This window comes from Lysinibacillus sp. FSL H8-0500 (assembly GCF_038051955.1).
Taxonomy (GTDB): Bacteria; Bacillota; Bacilli; order Bacillales_A; family Planococcaceae; genus Lysinibacillus; species Lysinibacillus macroides.
Window position 1 is genome coordinate 3,292,521 of sequence record NZ_CP150292.1, and the last position, 22,913, is coordinate 3,315,433.

General features: G+C 36.8%; 17 protein-coding genes and 1 pseudogene. 7 read left to right on the forward strand and 11 right to left on the reverse strand.

Annotated features, from left to right (window positions below; genetic code table 11):
- Positions 1-62: 62 nt before the first annotated feature.
- The 9 genes from MHB44_RS15730 to MHB44_RS15770 all read right to left on the reverse strand — a co-directional run bounded on the left by MHB44_RS15730 (position 63) and on the right by MHB44_RS15770 (position 14,278).
- Positions 63-2,981: a VWA domain-containing protein gene (locus MHB44_RS15730; RefSeq protein WP_341299944.1), complete on the reverse strand. Its 2,919-nt coding sequence runs from the start codon at positions 2,979-2,981 to the stop codon at positions 63-65.
- 17 nt (positions 2,982-2,998) lie between these two features.
- Entirely contained in the window at positions 2,999-4,453 is a 1,455-nt protein-coding gene (locus tag MHB44_RS15735) for an S-layer homology domain-containing protein (protein ID WP_341299945.1), read from the reverse strand.
- A gap of 183 nt (positions 4,454-4,636) precedes the next feature.
- Positions 4,637-6,295 (reverse strand): hypothetical protein, encoded by a 1,659-nt coding sequence (locus MHB44_RS15740; protein ID WP_341299946.1) that lies wholly within the window; start codon positions 6,293-6,295, stop codon positions 4,637-4,639.
- Between the two features lie 243 nt (positions 6,296-6,538).
- Positions 6,539-6,712 (reverse strand): YjfB family protein, encoded by a 174-nt coding sequence (locus MHB44_RS15745; RefSeq protein WP_083448605.1) that lies wholly within the window; start codon positions 6,710-6,712, stop codon positions 6,539-6,541.
- A 141-nt stretch (positions 6,713-6,853) separates the two neighbouring features.
- Positions 6,854-7,435: a ribosome biogenesis GTP-binding protein YihA/YsxC gene (gene yihA, locus MHB44_RS15750; RefSeq protein ID WP_341299947.1), complete on the reverse strand. Its 582-nt coding sequence runs from the start codon at positions 7,433-7,435 to the stop codon at positions 6,854-6,856.
- A gap of 4 nt (positions 7,436-7,439) precedes the next feature.
- A complete protein-coding gene (gene lon, locus MHB44_RS15755) occupies positions 7,440-9,764 on the reverse strand; it encodes an endopeptidase La (protein ID WP_341299948.1) in 2,325 nt (774 codons plus the stop codon).
- A 230-nt stretch (positions 9,765-9,994) separates the two neighbouring features.
- Positions 9,995-11,266: an ATP-dependent protease ATP-binding subunit ClpX gene (gene clpX, locus MHB44_RS15760; protein ID WP_341299949.1), complete on the reverse strand. Its 1,272-nt coding sequence runs from the start codon at positions 11,264-11,266 to the stop codon at positions 9,995-9,997.
- 620 nt (positions 11,267-11,886) lie between these two features.
- Positions 11,887-13,176, reverse strand: a complete 1,290-nt coding sequence (gene tig, locus MHB44_RS15765; protein ID WP_341299950.1) for a trigger factor — start codon at positions 13,174-13,176, stop codon at positions 11,887-11,889.
- Positions 13,177-13,288: 112 nt separating this feature from the next.
- Complete coding sequence (locus tag MHB44_RS15770) at positions 13,289-14,278, reverse strand: tetratricopeptide repeat protein (protein ID WP_341299951.1); 990 nt, start codon at positions 14,276-14,278, stop codon at positions 13,289-13,291.
- Between the two features lie 335 nt (positions 14,279-14,613).
- Between MHB44_RS15770 and MHB44_RS15775 the strand changes: the two genes are divergently transcribed.
- From MHB44_RS15775 to MHB44_RS15805, 7 genes and pseudogenes are all read left to right on the forward strand, one after another.
- Positions 14,614-15,078 (forward strand): hypothetical protein, encoded by a 465-nt coding sequence (locus tag MHB44_RS15775; protein WP_341299952.1) that lies wholly within the window; start codon positions 14,614-14,616, stop codon positions 15,076-15,078.
- 387 nt (positions 15,079-15,465) lie between these two features.
- Positions 15,466-16,308 carry a DUF2785 domain-containing protein gene (locus tag MHB44_RS15780; RefSeq protein WP_341299953.1) on the forward strand — a complete coding sequence of 281 codons (843 nt, stop codon included), beginning with the start codon at positions 15,466-15,468 and terminating at the stop codon, positions 16,306-16,308.
- Between the two features lie 816 nt (positions 16,309-17,124).
- Entirely contained in the window at positions 17,125-18,024 is a 900-nt protein-coding gene (qoxA, locus tag MHB44_RS15785) for a cytochrome aa3 quinol oxidase subunit II (protein WP_341299954.1), read from the forward strand.
- 50 nt (positions 18,025-18,074) lie between these two features.
- Positions 18,075-20,018, forward strand: a pseudogene (qoxB, locus tag MHB44_RS15790) (cytochrome aa3 quinol oxidase subunit I).
- A 1-nt stretch (position 20,019) separates the two neighbouring features.
- Positions 20,020-20,619: a cytochrome aa3 quinol oxidase subunit III gene (gene qoxC, locus MHB44_RS15795; protein ID WP_004226587.1), complete on the forward strand. Its 600-nt coding sequence runs from the start codon at positions 20,020-20,022 to the stop codon at positions 20,617-20,619.
- The gene (qoxD, locus tag MHB44_RS15800; protein WP_340806777.1) at positions 20,619-20,903 is read left to right on the forward strand and encodes a cytochrome aa3 quinol oxidase subunit IV; all 285 of its coding nucleotides are present in this window, start codon (positions 20,619-20,621) and stop codon (positions 20,901-20,903) included. The genes qoxC and qoxD overlap by 1 nt, the downstream gene beginning before the upstream one ends.
- 187 nt (positions 20,904-21,090) lie before the next feature.
- A complete protein-coding gene (locus tag MHB44_RS15805; protein WP_341299955.1) occupies positions 21,091-21,948 on the forward strand; it encodes a DUF6612 family protein in 858 nt (285 codons plus the stop codon).
- 57 nt (positions 21,949-22,005) lie between these two features.
- Here the strand turns inward: MHB44_RS15805 and MHB44_RS15810 are convergent, their stop codons facing one another.
- Together MHB44_RS15810 and MHB44_RS15815 are read right to left on the reverse strand one after the other, a co-directional pair.
- The gene (locus MHB44_RS15810; RefSeq protein ID WP_341299956.1) at positions 22,006-22,425 is read right to left on the reverse strand and encodes a universal stress protein; all 420 of its coding nucleotides are present in this window, start codon (positions 22,423-22,425) and stop codon (positions 22,006-22,008) included.
- Positions 22,426-22,609: 184 nt separating this feature from the next.
- The gene (locus MHB44_RS15815; RefSeq protein WP_341299957.1) at positions 22,610-22,774 is read right to left on the reverse strand and encodes a hypothetical protein; all 165 of its coding nucleotides are present in this window, start codon (positions 22,772-22,774) and stop codon (positions 22,610-22,612) included.
- Positions 22,775-22,913 lie beyond the last annotated feature (139 nt).

Below are 22,913 nucleotides of genomic sequence, written 5' to 3' on the forward strand. Positions count from 1 at the left end.
CTGCTAATGCACTCTTTTTAGCAATAAAAAACTGCCCCATCAAAGGAGGCAGTTTTTCTCGATTAATTTGTAATTGTTACTGTTTTTAGTGCAATAATATTGCCAGCTTTATCGTATGCTACAAACTCTATTTCATTATTGACTTTAAAGTCCTGCATTGTTTGAACAGTTTTCGTTAACATATAAACATTATCACTACGTTTTTGCAGATCAAATTGTACATCACCACTAACCGATTTAAAGCGTACATTCATTTTATCAACATTTGCGCAATTCCCATCAATACGAGCACTCATTGTAATATAGCCTTTACGCAATGACACGACAGCTTCTTCAAATAAATCTTCAGGATTAATACAACTTGATGATGATGTTTTACATAAAATCACATCAATTAACTTTTGGAACACCTGATGCAATTGTAAATTATCAAGCGCATGGAAGTAAGCACCATCTGTTGCTGTTGCTAACTGTATTAATGTAGCATCATTGACTTGCGATTTTTTCCCCATACTTACTGTGTAAATTTTTACATTTTGCTTTTTCGCTTCATTGATAATCTTCGTCATTTTTGATTTACTTGTCTTACCATCAGAAACAACAACAATAGCCTTGGATGTTCTCGTGTCATTGGAGAATTTTGTCAGTGCTATGTCGATGCCTGATAAAATATCAGTTGCACCTTTTTCTTTCGATGCTTGATAAAGATCTTTTTTCAGTACATCTTCTGTTGTACCTTCTCCAAGTACAGTAGCTGTTGTATTGGTTTCGACTACAATATTATGTTTAGCCTTTAACTGATTAATAAATTCAATCATTTTCTTTCCACGGTAGTTTGCTGGATCAGCTGCTTTCATAGAGGAGGAGTAATCCACTACATAAGCCACTTCTGTTGTTAACGTACAAGAATTTTTACTAAAGTATGGATTTGTAAATATTTCCTTTGATACTTTTTTATCCTTTAAACCCTCTAATATGGTTGTATAGCGAGGGTCTATTGGATTAACAAGCACAGCCTCTACCTTAGATTTTCCATAAATTACAGAGTCAAAGTATGCTACAGCCGTACCTGGATTGCCTGTATGATTTAATGGGTCAGATGTATTTGTCACAAATGACGCTGTTTTCTCTACACCATCAAATTTAATTTTAACTGTTCCTTGATAATCTGTAACTGGCTCTCCACCTGGACGTACTAGCGTCACCATTACTTTTGTATAACGATCTTTACCAGACGGCCTCGATGCAGCATCCGCACTTTCCTTCAGCGCATCTACACGCTTTTTATAGGCTTCTACTTGTCCAAGTAACTTCCCGCCCTGATATTTTAGTAGCACAGTACGATCATAATTACTTAGATTTGTGAGGATTGCATAAATTTTTATAACACTATCATAGTGCTCAAGTGTTAAATCTTTTTCCTCAGGCATATGGCTCATTAGTTGAATAATCGAACCAACGGGATTGATATTTTCAACCTGTGAAGCAATCGCATCATCGATTCCTTGAATACGATAAATAGGACGGCCATCATCAGAAATCATATACATAATTTCTGTCTTCGCAGGCGTTGTAACAGATTCGTCTATACGATGATTCAAGATTTTTTCAAATAAATACACAGAAATATCATAGTTTTCAAATTGCAAAATTGCATCCTCATACCCTAATGCTGGATACTTCGGATCTGTTCCACCATAACGTAAATACATATTTTGAACATTTCCTAAAGCATCTGTCACATTTGTTTGTTGCCCAATACTAAATCGCTTTTCGTCCTCATCAGGATCTAACGGTACTGGTCCATAGACATCAATTATATTTTCTGTAAAGAACTCTGGTAAATCTTCGTACGGTGTATACGGAGGCGTCACACTGCCATTATCATCGTCCGTATTAGCAGGATCGTATACTTGATAATCAATGCGCAATTCTGGTTGCGGTGAATAACGAACTTGTGCGTTTAATTTCTCGCCAACAAGACATTTTAAAGCAGGTTCTGTATTATTAACTAGCTCAAAAGAAATAGTATCACGTACTGATTTTGTTAAAGCAGGTGCAATTACAATGGCTGAAACTGTTGAACCATCCGATTGTACATTTCGAACAGCTTCCCCTGAAGTATCCACGATTTTTGCCCCATAAGAGGATGTAACACGGAATGTATAAGATTTATCGTCCGTAATTGGATCACCATTACAAGCCTTTAAAGAAACTGTAATAAGCGTTGAATCAACATCGTTCGCAATTAAATCAGGTTTTTCAACGACAATACTTTGTAAGGCATTATTAACATATTCTGGTCCTGTAAAATCATTCGTATTATTCGTTGGCTCCTCAAAATCAGTACTGCTTGAACCCATGAAACCATGTGGCAATGTAATACTAGCATTATCACGACCAGCAACACTTTGCTTTAGCCCTTGTAAAGCAAAGGAGCCATTTTGAACAGCTCGATATAAAAACATAGCAACATCACTGCGTGTTAATGCTGTAGATGGGTTAAAACTAGCAAATGTTTTTGTAGGATTTATCGATAAATCATTCGTATATAAATATTGTACAGCCTGTGGTTCATCTAAATCTAATCCTTTAAAGGCTGCGTAAATACGTGCAAATTGACCACGTGTGACAGCTTTTGTACGATTAGCATTTACATGTGTACCGTTAAATGGTACATAAAAATCACTATAAAAATTATAAGCCACGCTATCGAGATAAGATAATGCATAATTACGATCTAGCTTTGCAAACATAAGAACAAGCTCACGATCTGTTACTTGTTCATCTGGTAAAAAGTTATTGGCACTATTTAAGGACATCAAATCATTATCTACCGCCCATGAAATTGCCTTATAATTCGTATTGCTTGTCGGCACATCTCTAATGGTTGTCGCCGCTTGCGTAATAGTAGGTGTTGCAACTGTTAAAATGAGTAACAAGCACAACAAAGAGAACAGTGCTTTTTTTACATATACCATTCAGTTCAGTCCTTTCCTTAGTTAAAGAATAATATGTCATCACGATAGTTTTGTTTTAAATCATCTTCTAAATATTTTAAGAATCGCTCAAGAACAGCTGACGCCTCTGCACGTGTTAGTGGTTTACTTGGATTAAAACGACCCGTAGCATCACCAATCATTAAACCAAGCTCATTTGCGATATAAATACCGTCTCTCGCATAGTTTGGAATTTGAGTATTATCTACAAACTTCGTTAAATAGCCTGGCTCTGGCGCTCGATTTTCAAGCCCTAAAGCACGTACAAAAATAGTAGCAGCCTGCGCTCTTGTAATGGCAGCATCGGGCATAAAGTAATCAGCCGATACGCCTTTAATTACACCTTTGTTCAAAGCTGATTCAATATAGCCATAATCTTTCATCGAACGCTTCAAGTCTTTAAAGACACTTGTAGCTGGTGCTTTTTTAGATTTCTTTGTCTCTTCTATCACCACACGTAAATCAACCGCTTTCCCAATTGCCACTGTAAAATCAACACGTTTCATTGGTGTATTCGGTGAGAAGAAGTTACTGGCATCCTCGTAAATACCTAATGAATAAAGCTTTTCAATGGCGTCCTTGGCATAATGATTATTTAAATCACGGAATTTCGGAATAATAAGACGTTCAAGCTTCGGCATATATTCTGTCTCTAAATCAAGTGTTCCTTTTTGACCTGAAGCCAAATCATATGTGTATTCGGAAATAACATCCTTGTCACTGATAACTGCATATCCACCTTCAAAGCTGCCTAAACTACCGAGATTTTCCTCGTAATTTAAGACACGAGATTTACTTGTGGATAAGCGATTTTTAACATGGCTTGTCTTACCATCACTATAGGAGTAAACAGATTCTGTAATTTGTGTTTCTGTAGCACCCCAAAAATTTTCGTAACCTGCATGACGACTATCTGTTTCGATCGTCACTGTATGTTGTGCAGCATCTCTTCCTCTTCCTGTCTCATAGGTATATGTCTTTCTCGAAATAACATTTCCTGAGTAATAATCAGAGGCTGCGCGATTGTCTGTTACCGTTCCTTGAGAGAATTGATAATCCACTAATGTATAAGTAACACCATCAATCGTAATTTTTTCTGTATATTTTTTTACTTCGCCATTCGATGTTTTTTGACCAAGCACTGCATAATCAACAATATCGGACTCATAAGCAATATTTCGAGTTAATGACGCACCATTGCTGCCTGTTAATTTCATATTGTAAGTTTCCGTTAATTTCCCCTTTGACTCCTTTTGAGAAATTTTAAGTTCCTTACTAGTACCTTTAAAAATGACGGGCTTCCCTGATAGGAAAACAGCTTCCTCATATGTATATTCATTTTTTACAGCACCTGTTGTCTCTAATGAAGCGGCAGATATATGAAATGGAATAGTGGCGCCTATAACAAAAAATGCAAGCGCTACTAGCAGTATTTTGGATAATTTTTTTTGCATTCTCTTCTCCTTCTTTCACTATGCATGAGTGCATCATAAAGTTTGGTCATAAAAAAATCTGCTCGTCCCTCGAAAGTAATTGCCATGTAGTTATTTCATCTAACATTTGCTTGACTCATAAATACATTGCTTCTTTATCTATACTATTCGCACTGGACTCGCAGATTTTTATATCTTCTTTCCTTAGTCGACTAAAATAACATGACCTTTTACAAAGCGATCTGATAATACAACTAATCGATCAGATGGCTGTAAGTCAGATGGCTGAATAACTTTACCTGCCTTTATGAGTGTTGCCTGATCAATATTCATATCAATCATTTCACCAGCTTCATACCAGCGGCCATCTTGCCATTGGCTTACACTCTTCACATTAATCACAGCAGGATAAGTAGATTTCACGGATTGCAGCTTACCTGCTAGCATTAATGGTGCAACAGGCTTCGCATTATCTAAAATATGAAGCGCTTGTACATGGCCATCCTTCACATAAAAGTAACCATAGTCTCCTTCTGATAAATAAAGCTCAATATCTGGCATAACCGTATATGTTTTATTACCATCATCAACCTTTGCCTTTGTCGTATTGCTTACTGATAGGATAGTAGTCTCTGTTTTCTTGAAAACATTCGATTCAATTTTCATTGCATCATCAATTTCAATTAAGTAGCCATCAGCCTGTGATAGGCGTCCATAATACAAGTCATGGCCAGCAAGGTTGGGTGACATAAAGCTGTCACTTGTTACTTGTACCACCTGTGCATAATGATCACGAGCGGCACCATCTGTAATAACAAAAGCCGTACCATACGCCATCAACCCTGTAGGCTCAATTAAACGTCCATTACGAATTAAAATTGTGCCATCATGGAAGTACATTGTGCCTGCGGATTTTAGCTTCAATAGTTGATACTCTGTATCTACAGCTAGCATCGGCTCATAATAGGAGCGTTCACTATTTTTTAAGACAACAATTTTTTCAATTACTTCTTTTCCAAATTGTTTGACAGTAGCATAGTAAACTTCACTACCAACATAATTTTTAAGATTCCCTTTATCGACCTTTGTATTGCCCACATATATTGGTGCTTTTGATGCAAAAGTCATTGTAGAAAGATCAGCAGTTACCTGTGAGCCAAATTGCCAGTTCACAAAGGCATGTTGGTTTTTCACAGTTAATTTATTGGTATTAGGATTAACCGATTGGATTTCACCTTTATATAAGTTTTCTACGAGTGTCCCTGTCTCACTAATCTCTACCTTTGTCACAACAGAGGTATTACTATTTTTAAAGTTTAATTTCACTCGGTCCCCAACATAAAGAGCACTTATATCTGTTGCTGAAGAGCCCTTTTGAAAGTTTGTATCTTTGTTTAGATAATAGCTTGTTTCATCCCCAATATCGGGCTTTACCATAATAAATAAGCCATTTGGGTCAATACTTGTTACAACACCCGTCATTTTTTTAGCATTGCTCTCAACAGATGGAAGACGTGGTTCAGTTGTAGCACTGGACGTACCACGCAGTTCAACCACCGTTCTTAAAGATACCTCTGCCTCAATCGCCATACCCATTTTAAAGCCTTCAATTGTTGTGGACGTATTATTAATAAATAAGCGAGTGTTTTTATTAATATTGAACGTCACTGTTCGCCCACTTGCATTTTGTAACGTTACCTTACTCAGTATTTGTTCTACTGTACCATCTGGATTTGTCTGTTCTGTATAGGTTACATCTACAAAGGTTCCCGTCACCAATTGGGCAGCCTTTGCAGGTTGGCTAAAGGAAAAGCCTATCATTAACAATAACATTATCATGACTATGTATGAGTATTTTTTCAAAGAATCATGCCTCCTTATAAATTATTATTATATCGTATCATTGGTATTTTTTTCATTGGAAAAGATCTCATTTCGAGTAGCATGGTCATCGTCAGAAGAGATTGACTTCCGCTCTGTCAGTGGGCTTCTCTGAATATGGCTAAATAAGTTAAAAGTCACACTGACACGCGCTAGTCAACCCTAAAACTTACGCCTCTATAGATTGCCAATAGCCTACATACCACTCTATAAAGTTAGAGAGCTTTATACTTGAATATCAATTGTATGTCCAGCTGTTGGATGTGGAGCATCTAGCATTTCAACAAGCTGTTCCGTTGTCTGCTGCTGCGTTTCCATCACCTGTTTTGTAACCGCTAACGAAACATTTTGCATAAGTGTTGCTTGATTCATTGCCATTGATAAAGCTGCGATATCCATTTATAGTCCACCTCCTATGTAATTTATCGGACAAATCCTTTATTCATCAAGCACTTTTCCGGATTTTCTACTCTGAATCGTGGGAAAACAGAAAAAAACATCTACTGTCCTAATTATTTAGACGCAATAGATGTTTATCTGTTACATTTTATTTTCAATGATTCGCCAAGCTTCTTCAAAGCCAAGACCTGTTTCTGAAGAAAACACGATAAGTGGATCACCTTTTGCCATATCTAATGTTTCCTTGATAATTTTTTTATGTTTATCCCATTTACCTTTTGGGATTTTATCTGCCTTTGTTGCAATAACAATGCAAGGAATATTGTAATGCTTTAAAAAATCATACATCATGCGGTCATCTGCTGTAGGGGGATGACGTAAATCAATAATTTGTACAACCGCCTTTAATTCATGGCGACCTGTTAAATAGCGCTCAATCATTTTCCCCCACGCCTCACGCTCAGACTTTGAAACCTTGGCATAGCCATAGCCTGGAACATCGACAAAAAACAATTGCTCTTCGATTTTATAAAAATTAAGCGTTTGTGTTTTGCCAGGCTTAGAAGAAATACGTGCTAACGCTTTACGTCCGATCATTCGATTAATAAAGGAGGATTTTCCTACATTTGAACGACCTGCTAATGCAAATTCTGGCAGTCCATCTTCTGGGTATTGGTCTGGTCTTACTGCACTAATGACCATTTCGACATTATGGACTTTCATTTTTCTAAAAACCTCCATCCAGTGCATAGGCTAACACTTCATCAGCCGATGACACTAGTTTAAATGTAAGCTGCTCACGTACGCTATCCGGAATATCTTCTAAATCCCGTTCATTATCCTTTGGACAAATAATTGTCGTTAAGCCTGCACGATGAGCACTCAATGTTTTTTCTTTCAAGCCTCCAATTGGTAATACTCGGCCACGTAATGTAATTTCACCAGTCATCCCAACTTCACGACGAATGGGGCGATGTAAAATGGCTGAAGTAATTGCTGTCGCCATTGTAATGCCAGCAGAAGGTCCATCTTTTGGTACAGCCCCTTCTGGCACGTGAATATGGATATCATGCGTTTCGAAGTATTCTGCATCGACATTTAGCTTATCCATTTTGGTACGCACATAGGATAAAGCCGTTTGAGCAGATTCCTTCATCACTTCACCAAGCTTACCAGTAAGCTGTAATTTGCCTTTCCCTGGGGTTAAGGATACTTCAATTTGTAATGTGTCTCCGCCAACTGTTGTATAAGCCAGCCCAGTAGCAACCCCTACTTGATTTTCCTTCTCTGCCTGCCCATAACGGAAACGGTGCTTGCCAAGTAGCTGTTGTAAGGACTTGGAGTTAACCGTTACACGTTTTTTTTCACCTGAGACAATAATTTTAGCAATTTTACGGCAAAGTGTAGCAACTTGACGTTCTAAACTTCGAACCCCAGCCTCACGTGTATAATAGCGTATAATATCAATCACTGCTTCGTCCTTAATGATCACTTGCGTTTTTTTCAAGCCATGCTCTTTCAACTGCTTCGGTATTAAATGATTATTTGTAATTTGCGCTTTTTCAATTTCTGTATAACCCGCAATTGAAATTACTTCCATACGGTCTAATAATGGTCCTGGAATTGTGCTTAAATCATTCGCAGTTGCTATAAACAAGACATTGGATAAATCATAGGACTCCTCAATATAATGATCGCTAAATGTATTGTTTTGTGCAGGGTCTAAAACTTCCAGCATTGCTGCTGCAGGGTCCCCTCTAAAGTCATTAGACATTTTATCAATTTCATCTAATAAAAATACAGGATTAATCGTGCCTGCTTTTTTCATACCTTGAATAATACGTCCTGGCATTGCTCCTACATAGGTGCGACGATGGCCGCGAATTTCTGATTCATCACGTACACCGCCTAATGAAATGCGGACAAAATTCCGATCTAAGCTCTCTGCAATCGAGCGAGCTAATGAGGTTTTACCTACTCCAGGCGGTCCCGCTAAGCATAGTATAGGTCCTCTTAGTGAATTTTTAAGCTGACGCACCGCTAAATATTCAAGAACACGCTCTTTTACTTTCTCTAAACCATCATGATCGCGGTCCAAAATCTTCTCCGCATAAGCGATATTCATACGATCCTCTGTTGCCTTTGTCCATGGGAGGGAGATTAGCCAATCAATATAATTTCGAATAACCCCGCTCTCGGCACTAGCAGCTGGTATTTTTTCATATCTATCCAATTCTTTAAGAGCCACTTCTTTTATGGAATCAGGCATGCCAACTTCATCGATGCGTTGTCGTAATTCTGCTACCTCACCTGTTTTCCCTTCACGGTCTCCAAGCTCTGTTTGAATGGCCTTCATTTGTTCGCGTAAATAATATTCCTTCTGTGTACGCTCCATCGATTGCTTGACTTTGGAACTAATCTTTTTTTCAAGATCCAATACTTCTTGTTCATCATGTAAACGAATAATTAAATGATCAAGTCGCTTTTTTACGCTAAGCATTTCCAGTACCTCTTGCTTATCCGCAATCTTAAAAGGCAAATGAGAGGCAATAATATCTGCTAAACGCCCTGGCTCCTCAATATCTACTACCGTACTGATCGTTTCATTTGTAATTTTATTGGAGGACTTTGCATACTTTTCAAAATATGTTAACAATGTACGCATTAAGGCTTGTGTTTCTACGTCTTTGTTCGTTGACTCTTCTTTAATATCAACATCCACAACGGTATACTTCTCAAGTACACGATAATTTGTCCATGTTGCACGCGCAAGTCCCTCTACTAAAATCCGCAACGTACCATTTGGTAATTTTAGCATTTGCTTTACATAGGCCATTGTCCCAATTGAATATAAATCCTGCTCTTCTGGCTGTTCATCATGCATTTCTTTTTGTGTCACCAATAAAATCATTTGGTCCTCTAACATGGCCTGCTCTAGCGCTGCTACAGACCGATTTCTACCCACATCAATATGTAACACCATCGATGGGTATACTAAAAGCCCACGTAAAGGCAATAATGGTACATTTGTTGTTTTTTGTATAGTTACCATGCGGGCATTCACCTCCGTCAAAATTTTTATGTTCATATCCCGCGCTACTAGTATGTGTCTAAAAAACTGATTCACACTAGTTAATCAAACGAGCCAAAAATTTCTTCTCTTTACAATTGGCATTATGTAAGAATGAATAAAAAGCTGACCGTCGATATGTGCGAACATTGCACAACCGAAGTCAGCTAATTACTCTCTATCTTATAACCATAGACAGTTACGTCTGTTCGTTATGCTGAAGTTTTTGTGTCGCTATCTTCATCGAGCACAGTGCCATCTTCAAGAAGCAATTTCGGTTTTTCTTTATCCGTAATTGTTTTTGCTGTAATGATACATCTTTTTACGTCTTCACGAGAAGGCAATTCATACATTACATCAAGCATTGTTGACTCAATAATTGAACGAAGACCACGCGCACCTGTTTTACGTTCAATTGCTTCCTTTGCAATAGCAACAAGTGCATCTTCATCAAACTCAAGCTCAACACCATCTAGTTCAAGCATTTTTTGATATTGCTTAGCCAATGCATTTTTTGGCTCTGTTAAAATTTGTACAAGTGCTGATTCATTTAATTGTTCAAGGCTAGCAAGTACAGGTAATCGACCAATGAACTCTGGAATTAAACCAAATTTCAATAAATCCTCAGGAATCAGCTTGGCCATGATAGAACCTTCTTCAATATTTGCTTTACTTGGATCTGAACCGAAACCAATTACTTTTTCACCTTGGCGACGTTTAATAATCGATTCAATACCATCAAACGCTCCACCAACAATAAATAGAATATTGGTTGTATCGATTTGTAAAAACTCTTGATGAGGATGTTTACGTCCTCCCTGTGGTGGAACACTTGCTACTGTTCCTTCAAGAATTTTAAGAAGGGCTTGTTGCACACCTTCACCAGAAACATCCCGTGTAATTGATGGATTTTCTGATTTACGAGCAACCTTATCGATTTCATCAATATAGATAATGCCCTTTTCAGCACGCTCGATATCATAATCGGCTGATTGAATTAATTTTAATAAAATATTTTCAACGTCCTCACCAACATAACCAGCTTCAGTTAGAGAAGTAGCATCTGCAATGGCAAATGGAACATTTAATATACGTGCTAATGTTTGAGCTAATAAAGTTTTACCGCTACCAGTTGGGCCGATTAACACAATGTTCGATTTTGCCAGTTCTACATCATCAATTTTACTATTTGTATTGATGCGCTTGTAGTGATTGTACACCGCTACAGCTAATGCCTTTTTAGCGCGCTCCTGTCCAATAACATATTCATCTAAAATCGTTAGAATCTCTTTCGGTTTTGGAATATCTTGGAATTCAATTTCCTCCTCCACACCTAGTTCCTCTACAACGATTTCTGAACAAAGCTCGATACATTCATCACAAATATAAACACCAGGACCTGCCACTAATTTGCGTACTTGTTCCTGTGGCTTTCCACAGAATGAACATTTTAAATTGCCTTTTTCATCATTAAATTTGAACAATATGTTTCACCCCTATTCAAGCAACAATCTTACAAGATTATTGAACCTTTATCAAATAAATTGTCTACATGATTTATGTCATTGCATTTATGCAGGTAATTGATCATGTTTTTTACTTCCATTATCTCACGATGAACAAATTTTGAACAATATATCTATTCTCACCAAATGAATGAAGTTTTTCTGAAAGAGTCTCACACTAGCATAACAAGCTCTTTCTGGAAATATGAGCAATTCATTTACTCATTTAGCATTCCTTTACTATTTGCAGTATGTTTTTTTCGGAATCCGTTTGCTTCGCGACTTTACTATGTTCAAATGTTACGGCTCTTCACTACTGACACTTATGAGACAAGATGGCTTAAAACGACTGACATCTCGTTCAGCTACATAGCTTTCCTTTAAAATCTACTACATTTATTCGCCTAGGCTTATTGCATTTAGAGAAAAATTTTGTTGAATGAAGCTAAATTTCACATCGTGTAAAAATTAACAATACTATGTATAAAGTGAAGTGTAAAGTAAATAGATGGGGACTGATTGATCAGTCTATGTGATAAAACAAGGCACGGTTAAATGCCGTACCTTGTCTTCTATTAACTATCAAGTTCCATAAAATCTTATTCAGTAATTTTAGCGTTTTCTACTAAAAATTCAACTGTTTTTTGAATTTTAATGTCATTTTCTAATACAGCTGTACCACCTAAAGCATCAGTAATTTGCTCTTTTGTCATATTAAATTGAGCAGTCATTTTTTCTAATTCCGCTTCAATATCAGCTTCAGTTGCTTCAATTTTTTCAGCCTCTGCAATCGCTTCAAGTGTTAACGATACACGTACACGACTTTCAGCTTCTTCTTTCATTTGGCCACGTAAATCTTCCTCAGATTGACCTGAGAATTGATAGTAAAGATCTAAATTCATACCTTGCATTTGTAGACGTTGAGCAAATTCTTGTAGCATGCGGTCTGTTTCTGAGTTAATCATACCTGCTGGTACGTCAAATTCAGCATTATCTGCTGCCTTTTCTACTAGCTCATCGCGAAGAGCTGCATCTGATTCTGTTGCTTTTTGAGCAGCAGTTTGTTCTTTAATTTTAGCGCGTAAAGCTTCAACGCTTTCAACTTCTGGGTCTAATTCTTTTGCAAATTCATCATCTAATTCGGGAAGAACTTTTGTTTTAACTTCTTTCACTGTTACTTTGAAAGTAGCTTCTTTACCAGCTAATTCAGCTGCATGGTATTCTTCTGGGAATGTGACAACAACATCTTTAGACTCGCCAGCTTTCACGCCTACAAGTTGCTCTTCAAAGCCAGGGATGAAAGAACCTGAACCGATTTCTAGTGGGTAGTCTTCACCTTTGCCACCTTCAAAAGCTTCTTCACCTACGAAACCTTCAAAGTCGATTACTGCTGTATCGCCTTCTACGATTGCTTCGTCTTCTTTAATTTCAAGCTCTGCCTTACGAGCTAATTGCTCTTGAATTTGCGCTTCTACTTCTTCATCTGTTGTTTCTACTGGAAGCTTTGCCACTTCTAAACCTTTGTATTCACCAAGTTTTGGTTCTGGTTTTACTGTTACTTGTGCAGTAAATGTGAAATCTTGACCATGCACAAAGTTTTCTGTACCAGCGATTTCTGGATAATCAACTGGCATAATTCCTGCTTCATCAATTGCTTTTGCATAAGAATCAGGAACGATGATTTCTAGTGCATCTTGGTATAGAGATTCAATACCAAAGCGTTGTTCAAACATTTTACGAGGCATTTTACCTTTACGGAAACCTGGTACATTAATTTGTTTTACAACTTTTTTGAACGCTTGGTCCATTGCTGCGTCTACTTCTGCAGCAGGTACTTCAACTGTAAGAGTACCAATATTACCTTCTTGTTTTTCCCATTTTGCTGACATGTATAAATACCTCCAAATAAATAATCAAGTTTAAATGTTAGACAATTCATTCGTAACTACGATTTTGACAACCATTTTAGTATAACATAGATGTGTGTAGTTTCAACTTTTTTCATAGCGAATGTAGTTCTGTTAGCTTTTCTAACATTTGTAAAAATCCGCTAATTTCATCGTCCATTTCTTGCACATTTCCTAACATCGACAAGACAAAATCAATATAGCTGTAGGCAACATCCTCGGCTTCAAATGGCTGCCATTCAAACGGATATGTCACAATAGCATGCTTCGCCATTAAATATTGTACCATTTCCAGGGTCGATGGGTCTTGTTCTAATTTATTTTCAACAATATTTTTTATTTTTTTATACTGTGGTAGCTGATTAGGTAATGCGAGATGAGCAGGATTAACGGTTTTTGTTTGATTAAATTTTGATACAGTCACATCAATTGCTACTTCTTGTTCCACTAGTAAAATTACAGCTAGACTCTGCACAAAGGGATGAACTGTGGAACACTCAATAATAGCCTTTAATGCTACCTTCAATTGCCTTACATTTGTATCCATCAAACGTTGTAAACGCATGGATTGCTCATTTGGTGTAAGTGCACAAAATTGTGATAGTTCATATTCTTGGGTCTCTATCAAATATTGTGCCTCCTCCTTTTTTGCAAGATTGTTAGACACTTCCCTATTTAAATTTTTCAAGCGTTCAAATTTCTCGATCTGATCATTTGGCAACACATTTTCTTCGAGAAGCGTTGTAATCAATGTTTCCACTTGATTGTATTCCTTTAACTGCATACATACGGTAATATATAATTCCATCACTTCTACATACAGAGTCGTGCCCATAGCAAGCAACTGTTCACACACATTTTTAGCTTTATCATAGTCTTTTAATTCATATAGAGCAAAGGCATAGGCACTAAGAGCAAACTCATCACCCATTTCATACATAAATGCCCTTTCAAAATTTGCGATCGCCTTGTCATATTGATGATTCTCAGCAAATTTATGTCCTTCACGTAGTAAAGCTTGAACAGTGCCTGGAAAAACAACAATATTGTTATGTTTAATGACGTCATGCTTCCGTTTTGTCATGTCGCTCACCTCTTTACCACTATTTTTATTATTTACTCGCCATAAGCAAATTTTGAAACAATGATTTCTATTAATACGTAAGGGCCTTCCACAAGCTTAACTTCAATCCCTTTTCCTACACTATGTGTGGGCTCCTTCTCTAGCGAAGTATTGTAGCTCTTTCTTATCACATAAAATATAATAGTCATCATTTTAAAGTTATTCACTAAAAAAACATTGCTTTTGTATTCATATTTTGTCATAAATTGTATTATACTTAGAATAGTCTAAATTTTTTCATCATTCACAAACTCTCTGCAACAAGAAAATCAAGTTTATCACAAGGAGTGGACTACATGCGATTACTGGATACAATCACTGAATTTGATCATTGTATCTCATCTGCATTTCAAGAACGATCAATCAAAGTCATGTCATTTGCTACAGCAAACGGACCTCTTCAAGATAGTCCGTTAGAGTTTGAATTTTTAACACGCACAAAAGTTGATGTACACACCAGAGAAGCCTACACCCATATTTTACGTATCCAAGGATTTATCCCTGATGCCATTTCACTTGGGCATCCCTATGAATCACTGTCAATTATTCCTCAAAAAGTAAGCATCGAATGTAACTACAAGCTGCTACATCTCGATAAAAAAGATATGCAACAAATTTTACAGCACCCCCAGCCAGATCAGCACTATGGCGAGTGGCTAATTGATGCTATAAAAAATGCCAATATTCTTGTTGAATTAAAGACAAACCAACACACCTATACGGAATGGCCAATCGGTATAAAATCAGCATCCCTATTATAAGATGAAGTCATACTTTTAAATGGGTATGTTTCAGGCTGTAGACAAAGCCAATGTTTCAACTTTGTCTATTATTTTACATTGCTCTCCACACAATCTTTTTTTAAGGTTTCAAGGATTAAGAAGAATATTTAATCGCGAGAAACTAACGTTAAATGTAAAAGATGATAAAAATTTAGTTTATCGCTACGCTGAGACATACTTTTAAATAGGTATGTCTTTTTATTATTTATTTTAAGCCTTGCCATTTTATTGCGTTTCTATCATAGCAACTTTCTAACGTTTCTGGAAAGCAAGTCATTACACTGTATGAATCTCTAGCATGTTTGCAGCATCAAATCAAGCTATAATAGGGATCGTACAAATTAAAAGATAGGGGCTTATCAAAACATGAATATTCAAGAAGCATTACAAAACTTTTCTACCATGACACTCTCTGAACGGCAAACCTTTATGCTACAGCAGGGTGAATGGCTATTACAAGAAATGCTGGCGCATATTGGCTCTGTCGATGCTGAATTACGTGATCATTCTATTTATCGTTCATTTATTGATTTACTAAGTGATAATTTATTAAGCACACAGCAGCTGCAATATTTATTTCAAACAGCAACAAGCGAGAATTTCTTGTATTTACAAATAGGTGAAAACGGCACAGATAGCGTTTTTACTCGTTCCTTCTCTGCTCTTCTGGCTGCTGGTCTTCTTGCAAAGGATACTGAATTGCTTGTTTTACATGATGATGACTTGCAAACTTTCTTTAAAAAAATTGGGCGCTATTTACTATTAGAGCAAGATACAAGAGGTTATGTACAGAACAAAGGATGGGCTCATAGCATTGCACATGGTGCAGATTTAGCAGCAACAATGATTAAACATCCTAAATTCGACTTACAATACGCCCCCTCCATCTTACATGCATTAAAGCTTGTCACTTGGAAAGACATTGTTTATACCAATGATGAAGAGGAACGTTTTGTCAATATCGTGGAGGCATTATTGGATCAACATTATTCTGAGGAAGCCCTTATTGAATTTGTTGAACAGGCTTTTGATAAATTTGAAATACACTTAATGACACAAGGCTATAATGAAAGCTTTTTTAGCGGACGTACTTGTACATTAAATTTTATGAAAACCTTGTATTTTTCTTTAAAAATGAATAATAAAGCCCCTCAGCTTCAAAACATGATTTATGGACAAGTAGCGAAATGGTTAAAGCTTGGTTCCTAACAAAGCATTAAAAAAAGCTAATTTAATGCGTATCCTTCTTATTTTGCATACTTTTTTCTACCTCACTAGCAAACTAGGTCAACTCTTAGTTTGCTTTTTATTTTTCAGACAAAACATAAAATGGTTTTTTTTGGATACACAAGAAATTTTATTATTATTTCAAAATAATAATAACCCCTCCTAACTTCTTCTTCCCTCTCTATTTTTGTCAGTAAAAATCCATCCTATTATTTCCTCAAGATATTATAGCCTCTACTCCCTTTTTTAAAAAAAGGCAAATAAAAAATAAACCCACACCCTGTAAATCCCTGACTTTATTACAAAACAGCGTCCAAAATGTGAAATGGATTTTTCACAAAAAAATTTATTTACTTAGGTAAACATCAAAAATCCAGTGTTTTCAACGTTTTTACAGTGTTTAATAAACCAAACTTCAAAATGTTAATATTAAAATAATGTTTTCTGTTCAAAAAATGTTCAAATTCAACTCCACTTTACTATCATTTTTATAACAAAATAATGTTTTTTCTTAAAAACAGGGCGTATAATCCAATGTGCAAACAACGATACATTGTGACAATCATAACTAGGCAAGTATGTATTTAAAACGATTGCACAGATGCTAACGCTTGCATCAGATCAATCAACAGTAGTTTGTATGTTTCAGCATGAGCCATGCCATTGGAAATTTTTCTGTTGTTGATTGATACCCCAAGATAAAAGAGGTGACCTCAGTATCTACTATTTGTAAATGTGACACTGACAAAAAACACATGAATTTTATGAATAGCCGTTCTTTATAGAAAGGAGTCAAACATGAAGAAAAAATTAAGTTTACTGTTTGTAGCATTAAGTGCTCTTCTTGCTGGATGTGAACCATTAACAGTGTTCAATCCAAAAGGGCCTAATGCTGAAACATTATCAAACACAATTATCTTATCCATTATTACGATGGCCTTTATATTACTAGTCGTGTATGTGCTTTTAGCCTTTATGCTTACAAAATATCGTGCATCAAAAGCATCTGCAGATTATGAGCCTCCTCATGAAGAAGGAAGCCATCTGCTTGAAATTACTTGGACAGTCATTCCAATTATTATCGTAGCGTTTTTAGCGATTGTCACTGTTAAAACAACATCTACTGTAGAAGCACAGCCAGCAGGTTATGACGATAAGGAGCCTTTAGTTATTTATGCATCATCCTCAAACTGGAAATGGCACTTTAGTTATCCTGAGGAAGGTGTTGAAACAGTTAACTATGTCAACCTTCCAGTAGATCGTCCAATTGAGTTTAAGCTTTACTCCTTTGGTCCAATTACAAGTTTCTGGATTCCTCAATTAGCAGGTCAAAAGTATGCCATGAGTGATATGTTAACAACCATTCACCTTGCAGCAGATGAGGTTGGTTCATTTATGGGACGTAACTCTAACTTTAATGGACGTGGCTTTGCCGAAATGGAATTTGAAGCACAGTCTATGACACAAGAGGACTTCGATCAATGGGTTGCTGATGTCAAAGCAAAAGAGGCGCCATTAACAGAGGAAAAATTTGATGAGCTTTTAGAGGCAGAGCATGTTGGTCGCCAAAGCTTCTCATCTACACACTTAGATTTTAGACCTGCACCAATGGAACATGGGAAACACATGAATATGGACGGCATGGAACATGATGATATGTCTGATGAAAACATGGACCATGAACATTCAGGTCATTAATATTGAACGTATATTATTATTAATTTTGAATGCTGAAAGGAGCGCATCCAATGAGTATGGAAGAATTATTCCATCCAATGCAAGAACCGATGATTTTAGCGGCAGCTATTAGTATTGTAGTTGGTGCAGTGGTTATTGTAGCAGGCCTTACTTATTTCAAAAAATGGGGCTATTTCTACAAAAACTGGCTATCAACTGTTGACCATAAAAAAATCGGGATTATGTATATCGCAGTAGCTTTATTAATGCTATTCCGCGGTGGTATCGATGCACTATTAATGCGTGCACAAACAGCCGTTCCAGATAACGGCCTTCTTGATGCACAACACTATAATGAAATTTTCACAACACACGGATTATTAATGATTCTATTTATGGCAATGCCATTTGTTATCGGCTTAATGAACATTGTCATTCCACTTCAAATCGGTGCACGTGACGTTGCTTTCCCACGTCTAAATGCTGTCAGCTTCTGGCTATTTGCAGCAGGTGCTGGTTTATTAAACTTATCATTCATTATCGGTGGTTCACCAGACGCTGGTTGGACAGCCTACTTCCCTCTTGCAAGTACGGAATTTAGTCCGACTGTAGGGAATAACTATTATTCTTTAGCACTTTAATTATCAGGTATTGGTACTTTAATGACAGGTGTTAACTTTATCACGACGATCATTAAAATGCGTGCTCCTGGTATGACATTAATGAAAATGCCAATGTTTTCTTGGTCTATTTTAATTACAAACATTATTATCGTATTCGCGTTCCCAGTATTAACTGTAGCGCTTGCACTGATGATGTTTGACCGTCAATTCGGCACAAAATTCTTTGCGATGCAAGACGGTGGTATGGATATGCTTTGGGCAAACCTATTCTGGGTTTGGGGACATCCTGAGGTTTATATCGTTATCCTACCTGCTTTCGGTATTTTCTCAGAAATTATTGCGACATTTGCACGTAAAAACTTATACGGTTACAAATCAATGGTGATGAGTATGGTTGTCATTTCCTTACTATCATTCGTAGTTTGGGCCCACCACTTCTATACAATGGGTCACGGTGTAATGGTTAACAGTGTTTTCTCTATTACAACAATGGCAATCGCAGTTCCTACTGGGGTTAAAATATTTAACTGGCTACTCACTATGAGGCACGGGAAAATTCAATTTACAACACCGATGCTTTATGCACTTGGCTTTATTCCTATCTTCACTATTGGTGGGGTTACAGGGGTTATGCTTGCGATGGCAAGTGCCGACTATCAATATCATAATACGATGTTCCTAGTTGCCCACTTCCACTATGTATTGATTCCAGGTACAGTATTTGGTGTGCTTGCAGGTTACCACTACTGGTGGCCAAAAATGTTCGGTTTCCGTCTCAATGAAAAATTAGGGAAAGCTGGTTTCTGGTTCATTGCTATCAGCTTCAACGTAACGTTCTTCCCACTATTCATTTTAGGTTTAGATGGATATGCTCGTCGTATGTACACGTATTCTGAGTCTACTGGATACGGTCCATTGAACATGTTATCGTTCGTCGGTGCTCTAGGACTTGCAGTCGGCTTTGCATTAATCGTCTACAATATTTACTACAGCTGGAAGCATATGCCTCGCAATGAAAAGGCTGATGTATGGGATGGTCGTACACTTGAATGGGCTACTCATTCTCCAGTACCAGAATACAACTTTGCCGTAGTGCCTACCGTTACTCGCTTAGATGAGTTCTGGTTCGCGAAAAAAGAAGGTCGCGATATTACAGCAGGTACAATCGAAAAAATTCATATGCCAAATAATACAGGCACACCATTCTGGATGAGTGGATTCTTCTTCCTTGCAGCATTCTTCGCTGTATTCAATCTATGGATTCCAGCCATCATCAGTATGCTTGGTGTATTTGGCTTCATGATCCATCGTTCATTCGAAAAAGATCATGGTCGTTACATTTCAGTTGAGGAAGTAATGGCAACTGAGAAAAGCTTGAGAGGTGATAAATAATATGAAAATCGATTCTTCACTTCCATTAGAATATAGTACAGAGGAAAACCGTCTAAAAATCTTTGGTTTCTGGATTTTCCTTGGCGCCGAAATCGTGTTATTTGCCACATTATTTACAGTGTATTTCACACTTCATACACGTACAGGTAGTGGACCAAATGGTGCCGAAATTTTCGAATTAACGCCAGTTCTATGGGAAACATTCTTATTACTAACAAGTAGTTTCACAATTGGTCTTGGTGTTCATGCAATGCGTATCGGTCGTAAAAAAGCGATGATGACATTCTTTATCATCACTCTTTTACTAGGTCTTGGCTTCTTAGCTATTGAGATTGATGAATTTGTCACTTATGTACACGAAGGTGCGACGATTCAAACAAGCGCATTCTTATCGTCCTTAATGACTTTACTTGGAACGCACGGTGCCCACGTAACATTCGGTTTCTTCTGGGGCGTAGCTATTTTAATCCAAGTAGCAAAACGTGGCTTAAACCCACAAACGGCTAATAAAGCGTTTATCTTCTCACTGTACTGGCATTTCCTAGACGTTGTTTGGATTTTCATCTTCAGCTTCGTCTACTTGAAAGGACTGATTAGCTGATGAAGGAATTATTCCCAAAACAACACGTCATGGGCTTCGGCTTCTCATTATTACTGACACTTGTCGCTTTAGCCGTCGTAACCTTTGATATGAGTTATAAAATGGCATTCGCTATTTTACTTGTCACTGCCCTTGCACAGGCAACTGTACAATTAGTATTATTTATGCATATTGGTGAATCTGAAGATAAGAAAACGTTATATACAACGATTTTATACTCAGTATTCGTAGGTGTTGTAACAATCATTGGTACATTGTTTGCCATGATCTGGGGCTATCATTAAGAAACAAAAAGCTGTGTCAAAATACCGTGCTAAATGGTATTTTGATGACAGCTTTTATTTGATTCCTTTGACCCTTATCAACTAGTACAATACGATGATTTTCTTTGAATAACGAAACTTTTCCTTTTTTTCCATGTATACTAAAGAGTAAGATAGTAGTTATTATCGAAAATAGGAGCTGAAGCGAATGAAGAAATTTATCAAAGTATTAGCAGTTGGAACACTAGCATTGACACTCGCCGCTTGTAATTCTAGCGCTACGCCTAAAAAAGATACAACAAAAACAAGTGACCTTACATTAGAACAAGTATACGATAAGGCAGTGGAACGTCAGTCAAACATTAAAAGTGCAAGTGCCTCTATGGACATGACACAAGCAACAAAGTTTGGCTCTGGTGAGGAAACGATGGAGCTTTCTTCTAGCACAAAAATGGATATGGACTTTATCGTTGATCCGCTTGAAATGCATATATCAGGTACGATGACGATGCCTAATATGTTTGGTGAAGGTGGAGAAACAACAGACTTACCAATAGAAATGTATATGAAACAAGGTACAGGATTCTTCATGAAAGATACAGCATCTGATAGCTGGTTAAAGCTTCCTGATGATAACTTTGATGATATTTTAGAGCAAACAGCTTCCTCTGCAGATGCAAAGGAGCAATTAGAGCAGCTAAAATCATTTATTAATGACTTTTCATTTGAACAAACAGATGATGAATATGTGTTAACATTAGATGCAGAAGGCGATAAATTTAAAGCATTAATTGATGAAGAAATTGAAAAATCAATGCAAGGTATGGAACTAGGTGAAAATCCACTAGATGGACTAACAATTGATCAAATCAACTATGTTCTATACATTGACAAAGATACATTTGATACAAACAAAATGGATATGAAATTTGATTTAAAAATGAATGTTGAAGGTCAAGAATTAACCATGAATACAAAATCAGTTATCACATACACCGAATTCGATCACCTGAAAACAATTGATATCCCTCAAGAAGTTATCGATAACGCTCAAACAATTGAATAAGTAAAAGAACCTGCCTGTCGCTACCTTAGCGTACAAGCAGGTTCTTTTTTGCTTAATCTAACGTACAATTAAAACATCACATGGTGCATGACGAGCTACCTTTTCTGCAACCGACCCTAACAGCATTTTTTCCATTCGATTTAACCCCGTTGCCCCACAAACAATTAAATCAACATTTGGTAGTTGTGTTAAGATTGCTTTAGGTAAGCCTGCTTCTACCACTGACTCTACCTCTTTCACACCTGCCTGTAGCGCATCCTTTGCCAATTTTTCAATTTTACTGCTATTTTCCTTTTTTAATGCCTCTGCGTATTTTAAATCATAAGCTGTAGCCGCACCAAATGATTTTGTATCAATGACGCTGACTACTTGTAATGTAGCATGATACTGAATGGCTAATTGACTTGCTCTTTCAAAAGCCTTCAGTGATTGCTCTGAAAAATCAATTGCTACTGCGATTTTAAGATAATTTGCCACGTTAGTCCTCCCCTATTTTTCATACCTTTCCAAATAATTATACCATAACGATATTCGATATAGTTTCTCATCCTTCCTGTTCAATATATGCTTCTTTTGTAGATATGCCTCCAGCATATACAACCATTGCTAAAAGTAAAAAAGCATAACATGTTTTATCACTAAACATAAAAAAGGCGCCATCCTAGACGCCCCTTTTACTAATTTTTATACTTTCAAACATAATTATTTCGCCTGATGCCTTTGTTTTTTCTAACACCTCGATATAAGCTTCTTTTCGATTGATGAGTCGTTCTTGCTGTACCTTTTGATAGGAGTGTTGAAAATCGTCTATAGCTGCTTTATCCATAAACTCACCTCGTAAACATGATCTATTACCACTATTATATGATTAGAAATTTATTACAGCAATTCTATTTCTATTTTTGATTATATGTTCCCAAAGCTACAAAGGATAAAAGACATATAAATATCCCAATGACTATTGA

What these genes read in the sequence shown, in the direction of transcription:
- MHB44_RS15730 (WP_341299944.1), bottom strand. Translation starts at nt 2,981, where the DNA reads ATGGTATATGTAAAAAAAGCACTGTTCTCTTTGTTGTGCTTGTTACTC.
- MHB44_RS15735 (WP_341299945.1), bottom strand. Translation starts at nt 4,453, where the DNA reads ATGCAAAAAAAATTATCCAAAATACTGCTAGTAGCGCTTGCATTTTTT.
- MHB44_RS15745 (WP_083448605.1), bottom strand. Translation starts at nt 6,712, where the DNA reads ATGGATATCGCAGCTTTATCAATGGCAATGAATCAAGCAACACTTATG.
- yihA (WP_341299947.1), bottom strand. Translation starts at nt 7,435, where the DNA reads ATGAAAGTCCATAATGTCGAAATGGTCATTAGTGCAGTAAGACCAGAC.
- lon (WP_341299948.1), bottom strand. Translation starts at nt 9,764, where the DNA reads ATGGTAACTATACAAAAAACAACAAATGTACCATTATTGCCTTTACGT.
- tig (WP_341299950.1), bottom strand. Translation starts at nt 13,176, where the DNA reads ATGTCAGCAAAATGGGAAAAACAAGAAGGTAATATTGGTACTCTTACA.
- MHB44_RS15770 (WP_341299951.1), bottom strand. Translation starts at nt 14,278, where the DNA reads ATGACAAAACGGAAGCATGACGTCATTAAACATAACAATATTGTTGTT.
- MHB44_RS15775 (WP_341299952.1), top strand. Translation starts at nt 14,614, where the DNA reads ATGCGATTACTGGATACAATCACTGAATTTGATCATTGTATCTCATCT.
- MHB44_RS15780 (WP_341299953.1), top strand. Translation starts at nt 15,466, where the DNA reads ATGAATATTCAAGAAGCATTACAAAACTTTTCTACCATGACACTCTCT.
- qoxA (WP_341299954.1), top strand. Translation starts at nt 17,125, where the DNA reads ATGAAGAAAAAATTAAGTTTACTGTTTGTAGCATTAAGTGCTCTTCTT.
- qoxC (WP_004226587.1), top strand. Translation starts at nt 20,020, where the DNA reads ATGAAAATCGATTCTTCACTTCCATTAGAATATAGTACAGAGGAAAAC.
- qoxD (WP_340806777.1), top strand. Translation starts at nt 20,619, where the DNA reads ATGAAGGAATTATTCCCAAAACAACACGTCATGGGCTTCGGCTTCTCA.
- MHB44_RS15805 (WP_341299955.1), top strand. Translation starts at nt 21,091, where the DNA reads ATGAAGAAATTTATCAAAGTATTAGCAGTTGGAACACTAGCATTGACA.
- MHB44_RS15815 (WP_341299957.1), bottom strand. Translation starts at nt 22,774, where the DNA reads ATGGATAAAGCAGCTATAGACGATTTTCAACACTCCTATCAAAAGGTA.